Annotated in this window: 12 protein-coding genes and 1 pseudogene; 7 read left to right on the top strand and 6 right to left on the bottom strand. The window is 55.2% G+C overall.

All coding sequences use genetic code 11. The features are described 5' to 3' along the window. Positions 1 to 116: 116 nt before the first annotated feature. Positions 117 to 1,322 (bottom strand): trehalose-6-phosphate synthase, encoded by a 1,206-nt coding sequence (locus ASD00_RS05880; protein ID WP_082523459.1) that lies wholly within the window; start codon positions 1,320 to 1,322, stop codon positions 117 to 119. A 60-nt stretch (positions 1,323 to 1,382) separates the two neighbouring features. On the opposite strand from ASD00_RS05880, the gene ASD00_RS05875 reads away from it, so the two are divergent. The 4 genes and pseudogenes from ASD00_RS05875 to ASD00_RS05865 all read left to right on the top strand — a co-directional run bounded on the left by ASD00_RS05875 (position 1,383) and on the right by ASD00_RS05865 (position 4,500). After that, the gene (locus ASD00_RS05875; RefSeq protein WP_057205455.1) at positions 1,383 to 1,745 is read left to right on the top strand and encodes a PTS sugar transporter subunit IIA; all 363 of its coding nucleotides are present in this window, start codon (positions 1,383 to 1,385) and stop codon (positions 1,743 to 1,745) included. A gap of 558 nt (positions 1,746 to 2,303) precedes the next feature. Then, positions 2,304 to 2,838: pseudogene (locus tag ASD00_RS38420) on the top strand (SDR family oxidoreductase). Between the two features lie 255 nt (positions 2,839 to 3,093). Next, on the top strand, positions 3,094 to 3,609 hold the full coding sequence (locus ASD00_RS05870) for a sigma-70 family RNA polymerase sigma factor (RefSeq protein ID WP_057205453.1): 516 nt from the start codon (positions 3,094 to 3,096) through the stop codon (positions 3,607 to 3,609). Positions 3,610 to 4,230: 621 nt separating this feature from the next. Then, the gene (locus ASD00_RS05865; protein WP_082523457.1) at positions 4,231 to 4,500 is read left to right on the top strand and encodes a transposase; all 270 of its coding nucleotides are present in this window, start codon (positions 4,231 to 4,233) and stop codon (positions 4,498 to 4,500) included. Positions 4,501 to 4,503: 3 nt separating this feature from the next. On the opposite strand, the gene ASD00_RS05860 is transcribed toward ASD00_RS05865, so the two are convergent. After that, positions 4,504 to 4,707, bottom strand: a complete 204-nt coding sequence (locus ASD00_RS05860; protein WP_057205450.1) for a hypothetical protein — start codon at positions 4,705 to 4,707, stop codon at positions 4,504 to 4,506. Positions 4,708 to 4,867: 160 nt separating this feature from the next. On the opposite strand from ASD00_RS05860, the gene ASD00_RS05855 reads away from it, so the two are divergent. Both ASD00_RS05855 and ASD00_RS05850 read left to right on the top strand, forming a co-directional pair. Then, a complete protein-coding gene (locus tag ASD00_RS05855; protein WP_063963228.1) occupies positions 4,868 to 5,146 on the top strand; it encodes a KTSC domain-containing protein in 279 nt (92 codons plus the stop codon). Between the two features lie 323 nt (positions 5,147 to 5,469). Continuing rightward, positions 5,470 to 5,760, top strand: coding sequence for a hypothetical protein (locus ASD00_RS05850; protein ID WP_057205448.1), 291 nt, complete (start codon positions 5,470 to 5,472; stop codon positions 5,758 to 5,760). A 270-nt stretch (positions 5,761 to 6,030) separates the two neighbouring features. Here ASD00_RS05850 and ASD00_RS05845 read toward each other — a convergent pair whose 3' ends face one another. The 3 genes from ASD00_RS05845 to ASD00_RS05835 form a co-directional block, all read right to left on the bottom strand. Beyond that, positions 6,031 to 6,996, bottom strand: coding sequence for an SDR family oxidoreductase (locus ASD00_RS05845; RefSeq protein ID WP_057205445.1), 966 nt, complete (start codon positions 6,994 to 6,996; stop codon positions 6,031 to 6,033). Between the two features lie 58 nt (positions 6,997 to 7,054). Then, entirely contained in the window at positions 7,055 to 7,669 is a 615-nt protein-coding gene (locus ASD00_RS05840) for a flavodoxin family protein (protein WP_057205442.1), read from the bottom strand. Positions 7,670 to 8,295: 626 nt separating this feature from the next. Continuing rightward, positions 8,296 to 9,327, bottom strand: a complete 1,032-nt coding sequence (locus ASD00_RS05835) for a PAS domain S-box protein (protein ID WP_057205439.1) — start codon at positions 9,325 to 9,327, stop codon at positions 8,296 to 8,298. Positions 9,328 to 9,851: 524 nt separating this feature from the next. On the opposite strand from ASD00_RS05835, the gene ASD00_RS05830 reads away from it, so the two are divergent. Next, positions 9,852 to 10,241 (top strand): response regulator, encoded by a 390-nt coding sequence (locus ASD00_RS05830; RefSeq protein ID WP_210265405.1) that lies wholly within the window; start codon positions 9,852 to 9,854, stop codon positions 10,239 to 10,241. A 458-nt stretch (positions 10,242 to 10,699) separates the two neighbouring features. Here the strand turns inward: ASD00_RS05830 and ASD00_RS05825 are convergent, their stop codons facing one another. After that, positions 10,700 to 11,284: a hypothetical protein gene (locus tag ASD00_RS05825; protein WP_057205433.1), complete on the bottom strand. Its 585-nt coding sequence runs from the start codon at positions 11,282 to 11,284 to the stop codon at positions 10,700 to 10,702. Positions 11,285 to 12,169: the final 885 nt, after the last annotated feature.

Here is a 12,169-nt window from a genome sequence, read left to right as displayed (position 1 = left end):
CTGTCGTCGGTGGTCATCGGCTGCTAGTAAGGCGCCCCACGAATGCCCAGTACATGCTTCCGTTCAGAATAACGCGTAGCGGTCTTCATGAGCAGGCGCGTCTCTTTGGTCGGTGTTTATTGCAAGGGCGGCCCCTCCAGGTCGTCCAAAAACCATTCGCACCAATGCTGGACGTCATGTTCCAGCAGATGGTCGTACATAGATCTCCATCTTTCCCGCCTCTCTTCAAGCGACATCGTCAAAGCTGTCGAGAGAGCCTGGGCTATCCCCTCCACGTCGTAGGGATTGACCTTGATCGCGCCATCGAGTTCCCTGGCCGCGCCGGCGAATGAAGAGAGTACCAAGACTCCTGGATCGTCCTCGCTTTGGGCGGCCACATATTCCTTTGCCACCAAGTTCATGCCGTCTCGCAAAGGCGTAACGAGGCCTACTTTCGACAAGCGATAAAGTCCGGACAAAAGATTATGCGGCACGGAACGATTGATGTACCTGATGGGACCCCAGTCGAGCGTACCTAGCTCACCATTCACCCGCCCAGCCTGTTCGGCAACCACGCGCTGCATCCATTCATATTCAGGGACTTCGGAGCGTGATTTGGGCGTGATTTGTAGGTAGGTGACTTTTCCTTGCATGTGCTTTTCAGAGCGAATGAAACGTTCAAAAGCATCGATGCGCTGCGTTATACCCTTTGAATAGTCAAGACGGTCGGCGCCGACGATAAGATCTCTGCCCCTGAGGCTCTCGGCTGCTTTGCGCAGGGGCCGGCTGGTCGCGGATTGTGCAGCAAGAGTGCTGAAGCGAGCTGTGTCAATTCCGATGGGATACGCCCCTACCCTGAGTGATTTGCCTTCCGTCGTGGTGATTATCCCGCCTACGTGTCTGGCGAGGCCACTCCGTTGCAAACAACCCATAAAATTCTCAACGTCGTACTTTGTCTGAAAACCGACCACATCGTAGGAGCAGAGGCTTTCAGGATTTCTGCGTGAATAGGCATGGCGAAAAAGACGTCGGGAGGCGGCCAAGGGATATGAAGGAAAAAAACCGAGACGGTTGCGAAGCCCGGCCCTTCGCAACTCCGCTGCGAGAGGAATAAGATGGTAATCATGGACCCATACAAGATCCCCTTCCTGTACCAGGGAGGCTAGACGCTCGGCGAAAAATCGGTTGACGGGAAAATAGCCGCTCATTTCCTTGCGCTCATACTCCGCGAGGTCGAGTCGATAGTGGCAGATCGGCCAAAGCACTCGATTGGCAAAGCCTTGATAATATTCTTCCAGGTCTTTCTGAGTAAGATCAGTCAACGCGTAGGTGATTTTTCCCACGCGCCCGTTTGGCGAATTGTACTGGCGGAAACGGACAACTGCCTACACGTGGAGATAGCCATGAAGGAGAGTTTGTTTTTCTCACTGGACGCAATCATGATGGGCTTGGTGGCAGACGATGTTGAGACCGTTCTCGAGGCTGGTACTATCGCCTTGGGGGAGCAGCTCGGCTCTACTGCCACTGGAGCAGGCTTCGCACTGCCTCATGCATTTATGACAACGCTACATGAGCCAATGAAGCTTCTGGTGGTGCTTCGCGAGCCTGTGCTTTTCGACCCACATAACCCCCTCACAGCAGTCGTTATCGTTGTGAAGATGATCTGGCTTGCATTCCGTCAGCAGGGCTTCCTTCCCTCACTCGCACGCCATTCGAAAATCTTCGCCAATAGTACTTTTGGAGCGTCTCCGCTCCGCGCGGAATGAGGCGGATGTCATCGCAGCACTCGCCGGTCACTCCCGCCATGCGCTCCGGCGTCGCAAGAGACCTGATAAGTTAAATTAACATCTCTCTCTAACTTAGGCCAAAGAAAGACAAAATAGCGATGACCACAACAACGAGGCCTACGAGATAGATGATTTGGTTCATGTCACACTCCTTCGTTCTCATAACAAAACAGCCAGAAAGCCAAACTGTTCCCGAATGTTGCGCCATGCGCGTATCCGGGCTTGCCACGACGAGCCTGGCCCCGGTTTTGTCCGATCCGGAAAGCTTCTCCCTTTAAAATATACGTCGGTCTCGCAAAGCAATTTTTGACAAACTTGGAACAGGCCTGCGTGGGCGCTGTTGGAAGCCTGTAGCCAGTATAGAATGGGATGACCGCTTCGAATGCACGTACATCTGGGCAAGCAGTATGCTCTACACAGTGCAGGTTATCTTCGGCGACCTACGCCGTTGCGAGCCCTCTTGTGTTCGCATTGGCCATTCACGTCGTGGGGCGCTGAAACACGCCTGCTCAACGCCTTCAAAAGAAAGATATCAATATGTCGCATTTCTGCGTAGCGCTTGTTACCGGCGCCGGCTCGGGTATCGGCACAGCAGTCGCGGAGCGGCTTGCCCGTGAGAACGTCACCGTTGGTGTTCTGGGACGCAGCGAGAGTGAACTAAGGCGTTCAACAAGATTGTAGCTGATGGCGGCAAGGCGATTGTGCTGGTGGCCGATATATCAGACGAAAAACAGATGAGAAGAGCGGTACAGCAACTGGTTGATGAAACCGGGCGCCTCGATATCGTTGTTGCCAATGCCGGCATAAACGGCGTTTGGGCCCCATTGACGACCTGCAACCTTCCGAGTGGGATCCGTCAATTTGCGCGGCACCTATCTTACGCTGCACCTGACCGTGCCGCACCTCAAAGGATGCGGAGGCGGAGCCGGAGGGCGATGTCCCCATAACCGGCGGAGACCCCGGAAGGCCTGACGATGTGGCCGAGGTGGTCTGGTTCTTAGCCTCGCGTGGTTCGCGGCACGTGACCGGAAGCCCCATCTGGGTAGATGGGGGCCAGGGTTTACTGCGCTGATTACGAAGGCTTGGAAGCCGCGGCGCATTCGCGCAGGGCTCGTGCGCAGCTTCGAGAATCCGTGCGGTACCTCACTACCTTATCAAACAATCCGCGCTTGACAGGGAGTGCCATCGACCCGAGATGGTTTAACTATAACACAAAGATCGAAAAATCGGCCTAAGACCCGGGATTTGAAGTTTGGGTCGGAACTTTGTTTAGCCGAGAGCATTCCACAGATTGATCTCACGTCTGGCTAGATGAAAGGCGTCGTTCATGTCCACGGTACCCTCCGGCCAACATCAGGTTACAATCCAAGATCAGGTCGTCGATCTTATCCCGGCTCTACGCGCTTTTGCGCGCACATTTGTTTCGGCCAGCCACGAGGGCGATGATCTTGTACAGGAAACTCTGTTTCGTGCGTTGCGCAGCATTGATCGCTTCGAAGAGGGAACTAATCTGAAATCATGGCTCTTCACGATCATGCACAATGTTTTCCGTACGCAATATAAGGTGCGTAAACGCGAGGCCCCTGGGGTGGTCGATTGTGCGGAGATGCCCATCCCCATGGCAGCGCCGCAGGACTGGCACGTGCTGAACAAGGATCTTCGCAAAGCGCTCCAGTCCCTGTCCCCTGAACACCGAGATGTCATAATACTCGTAGCTGGCTATGGTTTAAGTTATAAGGAAGCGGCGGATATTTGTGATTGTGCCATCGGAACAATCAAGAGCCGCCTTAACAGGGCCCGCGATGAGCTAGCCCACGAGATGCAAGGCAACCCGCTGCATTGAAGCGGGTTGCCTCATCGAAAAGGGGCCAGCGGCCAGATCTTGACTTGGAGCCGCCTAAAGCATCTCACTTTTGTATGGGTCCCACGCGACCTCGACGATGTTTCGAAGGGCTCGTGCCTGCTGTCTTGGGCACGCGGGAGTCTTTGTACCCGCCAAGCGCGCCGGTGGATCCCTCGGTCTCGACAAAACTATCCCGGCTTTCTTCTTCTGACGAAAATTGCCGACTTGCTTCTTCCCAGTGCCTGGTTTCCTGCGACCGTCCGGTCGCCCTTCTTCTTCCCAGATCTGGTAGGGTAGCTGTCTGATGCGTTCGTCCCTAGCCCCCGGCTTTCGCGGAGCCAGCGATCGGTCCGCTTGCGGGCCGTTGGCTGCGACAGCCACCCTCGTCGTCGCGCAGTCCGACGTTCCAAAGTGATTTGGGCATTCGAGTTCGCACGGCGGTGAGCTCCAACTCGTTAGTGGCGACAGAACCAACCCCTTACGGCCAGCGGCGTCAGTCGCGAGATCCATTTGGGCGTGAGCGTCCGGTGAGCGGATTTTGCTGAACGAGCCAGTTAGGCGATGTTCTGGCATTAGAACCAGCATTAGTGCTGACACTAATATCAGATCTGAGAGGTTGGCATGGCTCGCATGGAGATCATTTCCGGCGTTGAGTGTAGGCGGCGGTGGTCGAAGGAAGCGAAGCTAGCGATATTGGCTGAAGCCGATCCACCGGGCGTTCGCATTGGTGATGTCACTCGTCGCCATGACATTTATCCTGCGCAGATCCGTTTATGGCGGAAAACGCTTAGCCACTTCGATGTGTCAGCATCGTTCCTGCCGGTATTCCGCGACCAAAACGCGCAACGGTTGGCGGGTTGGCATGCGGTGTTTCCTCCTCAAGGCGCCTGAAGCTTAATGCTTCTTAACGCGGCTTTGGTTCTTTAAGCCTGCAGAGCTATTTCGTGCGTCGAGTGCTTTTTGCAGGCGGTTCGCCAGCACCAGCAAGCTGTCAGGCGAATCATCGATCAACAGGTTGGCGGTACCTTGGACCTCGTCCTCAAGGAGGGCGGAGGAAAAATCCTCACCACCGGCGCTGCCTTTTTTTTGTGGTGCCATGAAAGTCGCCTATATTGGTCGCGCTCACATGGCGCCACTAAACGACAATACGCGTTCGCGCTTCCCATGCCAACACTAGCGCCAGGTTGAGGGAACGGACCGTCGGTCCCAGGCGTTTTCGTTAGTATAGCGAGACTTTCAACCAGAATCTGAGAACGCGATGCCTTCCTCCCTCATCGACAAGTTCAACTATGAACCGACAAGCAATATATTGTCGATATGGCTCTTGCCGTCGGGAAAGCGGTATGACTACTGCGATGTTCCGCCGGAAACAGCGGAACAGTTTAAGCTCGCATTCGCCAAAGGCCGCTTCTTCAACTCGTTCATTCGCGGTAAATTTAAGTACACACGGGATGATGCCTCCACTGCTATCCATTCAGTAGAGGGGCTTTCGCGCGCATCAGACGCGAGCGGGCACTCGGTGAAGCGGGTCCATTAGGAATGCGCGCAGGGCCTGTTCCGCATAATCGCCGGCTTCGCCTTTACGCTTTAGCCGAACGGCGTCTACGGCTTCTCGAAACAACGTAACTACTTTGAGCGAACGTGCGCTGTGGTGGTTTACGCAGTAAAGGGGGCGGTGATTGCGAACGCATCAGGAAGTGGCCGAAATTCATCGTTCCCGCAACTTCTGCAGATTTCTTATCGCACCCGGCCGGCGCAGGTAAACTGGAAGTTCCAGAATGGTGCGGTGTTGGGAACTATTAGGCAAAACAACGGTTTCTCGGGGAACCTCGATACTTACTCAACCATAGGGAGACAACGATGTCGTTACCTCACAAGATCTCGCCGCCGCGTCAACCTGGCAATTACGAGGGTCGGGCGGCGGACTGTACGGCGGCACTTAGGCCTTTGGTGGCTGATATCGCTACCGCCGAGCCTGAAGCGCTCATCTCTGCACTGAACGGAAAGATAAACAGCCTCGAAATGGATACTGCCTTGGATTCTGTTATCGAAGCCGCGAAATCCGCCGGCTGGGGCAGCGAGGAGATCGGCAATGCGGTGATGCGATTAGCGCGGGAATACGAGGGAGCAAAGGGCGCCATTTTTGACTGAGGTCAACTCTCAGAATCTAAGGTTGCTCTCGCGTTCCGGGCGCCGCCTCGCGCTGTTCGGCGACGTCAAGGTCAGTCCTAACGATGTAATTATCAACGTGCTGACGTGCGGCTCTGCGCGGGGCATCTACGTTGGCGATCTCATTCGGCAGAATTTCGCTGTTTGTTCAGAAGAGCTCGTTCACTGCTTAGCCGGCTCGATCGATTTTTTTGCTTTTTTGGTCATTTTCATGAGGAACTTCTTTCCTACCCACTTCATCGTGGCGGTTGATCAGCGACGTGTGCGAGCCAAGGCGATCGCTGCAAACCCGATGACTACGATTGTGAGAATAGCGGAGGTGGGTAGCGGCCTGCTCACTCGCAGGCCGCCTTCCACGCCGCCCGGATTTGCGGCAGAGCGAAACAAGTTGCCGTGGGTTATCTCTGTGAGAGGTGCGCCCTTCAGATATCTGGCAAGGACACCGGCCATTATTCGTGCCGTACTATTGGGAGCTAAAAAGTGGCCAAGCCGCGCCAATCTGGCGGCACTGCCGAGAGTCAAGGAAGCGCGCGGACGATCTACAAGTCGCACGATCGAGCGAGCGGCTTTTCGCGGATCATAGACAGGTGGAGGTGCGGTCAGCGCGTGTCCCGTATAGTTAGCGCTGTGCGCGATTCCAGGGGTGTCGAGAAACGTCGGATAGACGTCGCAGATATGAATGTCGCGATAGGGCGCTAACTCGGCTCTCAGCGACTCGGTAAACCCTTTGAGTCCGAATTTGCTGGCGGAATAAGCAGCAGCATAAGGCGCTGAGGCGAACCCGCCGAGCGAGATCATATTTATGAATGTACCATGCTTCTGGCGCTTGAAAATTGGTACTACTGCATAGGCGTCGTTGAGATGCCCGATGAGGTTCGTTCGGATCACCTGCTCATGGGCTTCCTGTGGCGTCTCGTCAAATTTTCCCACCGCACCGACCCCCGCGTTGCTGAACCAGACGTCGATTTCGCCGAAGCTTAGAGCTTTCTGTGCGAGCTGGCGCACCTCATCCGCCTTGGTGACATCGGTGGGTACAACCAAAACCTCGCCTCCCAGTTTCCGGCATCGCGAGGCCACAGAATGGAGTGCTGATGCGTCTCGCGCCGCGATCACCAATCGAGCACCGCGGCGAGCAAATTCTTCAGCGGCCGCCTGTCCAATGCCGGATGATGCGCCAGTGATGACGACGACTGGGTGGTGGGTTCTCTGTTGCAGCATTTGCACATCCTCTTACGATTTATGGCGTTCGAACGCCGGGGCATATCCGCAGGCAGGCTCAGTCGCCTTCGCCGGGGTAAGGTGCGTTGGACAGCAAACGAGCAAGATGGCTAGTGTTGCGCGCGAGCATGCCCGCCATAATTTGCACGGCCTCTGGAACTTGCTTCAGGTCTATGAAGTTTTGGCTACCCATGGCTTCGCCGACCCAGTAGCAGACAGCATTCGCCGCGATTGTAAAACCGACATCGTTCAACGCCTGGAATAGCTCAGCCGAAACATGGTGAGCTCCGTCTTCGTTGCCGACGACTGCCACGGCTGCGACACGCCCATAGGACACCATACGTCCCTGCTCGTCAGTCTCGTCCAAAAACGCATCCATGCGCTCAAGTGCCCGCTTGGCCACGCTCGAGGGCTGTCCGAGCCATATAGGCGTTCCCACGATTAGTATTTCGGCGGATAGGATCTTTTCGCGAATCTGCGGCCATTCATCACCTTTGCCCTCGTCGGATTTTACTCCAGGCAGAATGGCATGATCGGCGAGCCTGATGGTTTCTGTCTCGACGCCCTCTTTTTTCAGTTCGTCGGCAATCAGTGATAGCATGCGTTCGGTTGAGGAGCCGTCTGACGGCTTTGTTTTCAGGGTACAATTCAGGGCGATTGCATTCAGCGACATTTGGTGAAGCCTCGTTCGCTTGGTTCAAAGATTGTCAGCAAGATCACCGCTCAAGCTCAACCCTCAGCTCGCCAAAGGGTTCCGAGATCTGCGCGGTTGGGGCCTTTTGTGAAGCGCCCACCGGACTGGATGCTGATGCTCGCACTCTCGACGCACCTCATAGTTACCGGTTCAGCTCCGGTCCGAGATTGCCGGTTGAAGACCGAGAGGCGCGTGTACCCGACCGGCGCGGTGCACTGATGAGCGTGTCGACTTCCCCGCTCAAACAATTATGCGTGGCTTACGCCCAAGCGGCCATCTTCCGCGCTGAATTGCGTGCAAAGAGGGGTGCCGACCAATCTCCTAAGGGAATACGACGTCGCGTGTCGTGAAATCGTGGAAGATGTCGTGCGTCATCTGGCACTTCAAGATCCCATAAGGGACCGCTAAGCTGCCTTGCGACTTAGGGATCCTGTCGTCGGCTCCTGTTGTTGTCTGGGAACGGTACGAAGATTTATCGTCATCGGACAATCGACAGAACCTTTTCGTCTTTCTGCGGTTTGAGCTCGGGCAAAATGCAAGGGCCTCCAAAGCACGCGGATATCGCTCTCGCGCTCGAATCTCACGCGAAGGGTTTCCCAGAAAGTTCAGTCGGCAAGCGGGTTACCTTTCAAAGTGAAACCGCCCAGTTGCCCATGCAGGGACCAGAGAAATCGGGACTTTTCGTAAACAACCTCGGCGACAGAGTTGAGCGCCTGCGGTGCAACTCTCCTGAGAACGACGGAGCCGAACCCGGAACGGAGTTCACCTGAAGACGGGAACTGTCCCAATGTTTGTTCGTCCCAACACACTCTGAAAGACGGCACGTTGTCGGGCACTTCAACCTGCCACGATATCTCGATCTTTCCAGATTTGCCGCTCAGCACGCCGTGCCGCGCAGAGTTTAGTGCCAGTTCGTGGAGCGCCATGCCGAGATTTTCGACGGCGGTTGGTGTTAGCATGATGGCGGGCCCGACAAACATAAGCGCTTCAGCCCGGCCGAAGGGCTTGAGCTGGATGGCGACAAGATCAGCCATCGTGGCACCTTCCCAATCCGCCGATACGATTAGGTCGTGTGATGCTGAAAGTGCCATTATCCGCTGCGTGATATGATGCTCGAAAGTTGGGCGGTCGTAATTACCCTGTGCGGTCTGACGGATCATAGACAATATGATGGAGTACTGGTTTTTGACGCGGTGATTGACCTCGCGCAGAAGAATGCGAATGCGCCGTTCACGATCTTTAATGGCGGTTATATCGCGCGCGATCGCAGATGCGCCGACGATATTGCCCGCAGCGTTCCTAATCGGCGACACGGTCAACGAGATCGCAACATAAGTCCGATTCTTGAGCTGCCTCACCGTCTCAAATGCCGAAATTCGATCACCTCGGCTGACTCGCGCCAAGATCGCGCGTTCCTCCTCCTCAAGATGGGGCGGAATAAGCTTGAAGATCGGGGCTCCTATCATTTCATTCGCGCTGTAGCCAAAAAGCTGCTCGGCTGCCCTATTCCAGGTGCGCACGGTGCCATCGAGGTCTTTGCTAATGATCGGATCGAACGAGGAATCGACAATCGCAGCCAGTCTGGCCCGATCGAGTTCCGTGGCATCGACGTGAGTTTCGCTTCTTTCCGAGTGCATATCAATCGATCGCCCGAGTGTCCCGCCGCATCAATGTGTTCCAGCATGTGCGTAAACGACCTCAATGACCGAAGGTTCCGACCTGGCGCCGGAATGACAAACTCAGATCCCGATTAACGTGGGATTGATCATCTGGTCAGGCCGCAGGCTGTTTGCCTGGAATTAGGAGGTAGGGAAACCTTCAGTTTGGGTAAGCGCAGTTGTCCTTCAGCGCCGCTTGGGGCTTGGCCGTTGCCACGGAGCGTCGCTATATACGAACTAGCGAAAAATGCAGCGAACCCGCGAAATTTGGGCGGACCGCAGTTTTGTGGGCCCTCCCATAAAGGCGATGAACTTCCCTCCGTATGCATGTTGAAGAAATCCGATCGGCTCGTGCGAAACAAACTTCGCCTTAACTGGTTGGGGAGTACATCTATCTATTCCACTCATGCGCAGGCGCGCGGCCGGCAGCGATTGATGGGAAGATTGATCCATCCCGCCGCGGCGTACAACAATCGACGCCTTGTGCGCAAAGGAGAGCCGTGTTGAACACGTCCGTGCCTTGGAGTTCGAGTTTCGCTGGCAAGCGTGTCCTTGTCGTTGAGGACGAGTTCCTGCTTGCCGACGAAACCCGACGCCAACTCGAACAATTGGGGGCGATCGTGGTGGGTCCGACTCCGCAAGTCACCGCAGCGCTGGTGCTCATCGACAGGCAGATGATCGACGTCGCAATCCTTGATATCCTGCTCGATGGTGTCGAAGTTTTTCCGGTCGCCGAGCGTCTCAGGGAACGCGGTATTCCTTTTGTCTTTGCGAGCGCGTTCGGATCGTCCGCCATACCAGAGCGTTTCAAAGGGTATGTTCTCTGCGACAAGCCAATAGAGCTCGAGAATATCGCTCGCGGGCTCTTTGAGCCAACCAATCGAGACCACTGACCCGGGTTCGCTTGTTTGAGTTCAGGTCTTTTTGCTGGGAGTCAGAAGCGCGCTGGGCCGTTCGACAGAAGCGAGCCGATGCGGAGTGTATGGCCAGCAAACAATCGGTCGGTCAGGAGGTCAATGCTTTCTGGATGAAATCGTTTCGGCAGCAATACTGACGTATCGCCCCAAAAATCTTTTCCGGCCGTTAAGGTGACGGGCTCAACGTTATTTAGCATCCGCACTAAGGCGATAGCTATTGGTGATCTGTGTTCCAGCGCGCAAACGCAACTACATGGTCTTTTCGCTCCCCAACCGGGATCAATGGCAGATAGTCCCCCTCGGCAAATAATGCCGGCCATATGCACATGAGGCGAAGGCCCTTGACAATCAGCTGAAACTTGGCTGTCGCTGGAGCTGATGGATTTTTACCAGTGTGCGGATAGCCGGTTTGAAGAGGGTGCCGGTTGTCTGGGTCAACGAGCGCGTACTGCAGATATTCGCTCCCCTGATAGAAATCTGGGATCCCTGGTACGGTCAACTTCATCAAGGTGAGACTGAGCGAATTTACAAGGCCGGCGAGCATAAGGTTCGCAGAAGTCATGAAACTCCCGCAGGAATGTAGCATTATCAGTCGCGAGCAACGCCGATACGTAGTCGGAGAGCTGCGCCTCATAGGCTACTTTCACGCTCTCCCATGACGTAGCGACCTTTGCCTCGCGAGGCGCTTTTATCAAGTAGGCTGTGAACCGTTTTTGCAGACCATTTATCGCATCGCGGGAAAGATCGAAGGGCAGCACTGCGAGGAGTGCTTGAAAAATCATCCACTGGACGTTCAGTGCAATCAAAGGCGTCTGGAAGCGCGTTGTACTGGTTAGGATGATGTCGGGATTAAAGTCCCAGCCTAGGATCCAAATCTCCCTTCGAGCGCGTTCAAATGCGCTGCGCACCTGCTTGAAGTAATCTGCAGCGTCGACAAGGATCGATATCCTGTCCGCGATCTCGAATTGTCGCCCGCTTTGAATATAGATGCACTCATCGGAAAAACACCGGTTTCCCATCGCTTCTTCACTCGGCGATGAAGACAACGGCCGTGTATTAAAAATATCGCCTTAATTGGTCGGCTTCTTCTTCAAGTAAATTCGCGACGTCGTCTATCGGCATGTGGGTAGCGCAAAGGTGAACTGCGCACTCCAAGAAACGTATTGATGAACGACGCAAATAGGCTTCTCGTTCGCTCTCAGCGAGTTGTTTTATAATTCGATACTTTTTTCCATCGTCTGTCATGGCACCAAACCTTGAACACGCATCTAGCTGCCGAATCTACCACAACCTTGTTGGCTTGAAGTTGTTCCCGGGCGCCCTGCTAAGTACACCTCGGGTTAAGTGGGAGGGCCACTTTCGGGCAATCTCAGCCAGAATTGCACTCCCGATGACCGAGGAACGAGAGGGAACCGAACGGCTGCGTTGCGCAGCCCACAGCACGGCAAATGCTGCGGCTGCGGCCGCAGCTCCGAAAAGGAGTGTTGATGCGCGAGGATCGACCCGGGCAGACGGTACATCAACATCGTATCCGGCTTCTTTGAGCTTCTGCCGAAGATCGGCCAGCTCCCTACGCAAGTGCTGAATTTGCTTTGCCTGGCTCATGGGTTTTTGTTCGCCCACAGATCCTGAAGCCGTGTCGATGATACCCTTTGGTATGGTTTCTCCGATCCGCGTTGGTTTCGCCATTGTCCTATCCTTGATCATTTATGCTGTGAGGAAAGAGCCGTACCATCCGTTACCCGCGGGGGCACTGGAGAGAGCGCCGCAAGTTTTGCGCCCGCCTCCAGGCAGGCAGCGATGAAGTGTTCGCGGGCGACAGCAGCAGGAGCTCTACCATTAAGAGCGGCCCGGCAGGTGAGGCAGCACTGCCTATATTGCTCCCCATCAACCCGCGGCCACCC

This window comes from Ensifer sp. Root31 (genome assembly GCF_001424825.1).
GTDB classification, from domain to species: domain Bacteria; phylum Pseudomonadota; class Alphaproteobacteria; order Rhizobiales; family Rhizobiaceae; genus Ensifer; species Ensifer canadensis.
Note: the sequence above shows the minus strand (reverse complement) of the source record. Positions and strands in the feature narration are given on the sequence as shown.

What these genes read in the sequence shown, in the direction of transcription:
- ASD00_RS05875 (WP_057205455.1), top strand. Translation starts at nt 1,383, where the DNA reads ATGAAGGAGAGTTTGTTTTTCTCACTGGACGCAATCATGATGGGCTTG.
- ASD00_RS05870 (WP_057205453.1), top strand. Translation starts at nt 3,094, where the DNA reads ATGTCCACGGTACCCTCCGGCCAACATCAGGTTACAATCCAAGATCAG.
- ASD00_RS05865 (WP_082523457.1), top strand. Translation starts at nt 4,231, where the DNA reads ATGGCTCGCATGGAGATCATTTCCGGCGTTGAGTGTAGGCGGCGGTGG.
- ASD00_RS05860 (WP_057205450.1), bottom strand. Translation starts at nt 4,707, where the DNA reads ATGGCACCACAAAAAAAAGGCAGCGCCGGTGGTGAGGATTTTTCCTCC.
- ASD00_RS05855 (WP_063963228.1), top strand. Translation starts at nt 4,868, where the DNA reads ATGCCTTCCTCCCTCATCGACAAGTTCAACTATGAACCGACAAGCAAT.
- ASD00_RS05850 (WP_057205448.1), top strand. Translation starts at nt 5,470, where the DNA reads ATGTCGTTACCTCACAAGATCTCGCCGCCGCGTCAACCTGGCAATTAC.
- ASD00_RS05845 (WP_057205445.1), bottom strand. Translation starts at nt 6,996, where the DNA reads ATGCTGCAACAGAGAACCCACCACCCAGTCGTCGTCATCACTGGCGCA.
- ASD00_RS05840 (WP_057205442.1), bottom strand. Translation starts at nt 7,669, where the DNA reads ATGTCGCTGAATGCAATCGCCCTGAATTGTACCCTGAAAACAAAGCCG.
- ASD00_RS05835 (WP_057205439.1), bottom strand. Translation starts at nt 9,327, where the DNA reads ATGCACTCGGAAAGAAGCGAAACTCACGTCGATGCCACGGAACTCGAT.
- ASD00_RS05825 (WP_057205433.1), bottom strand. Translation starts at nt 11,284, where the DNA reads ATGGGAAACCGGTGTTTTTCCGATGAGTGCATCTATATTCAAAGCGGG.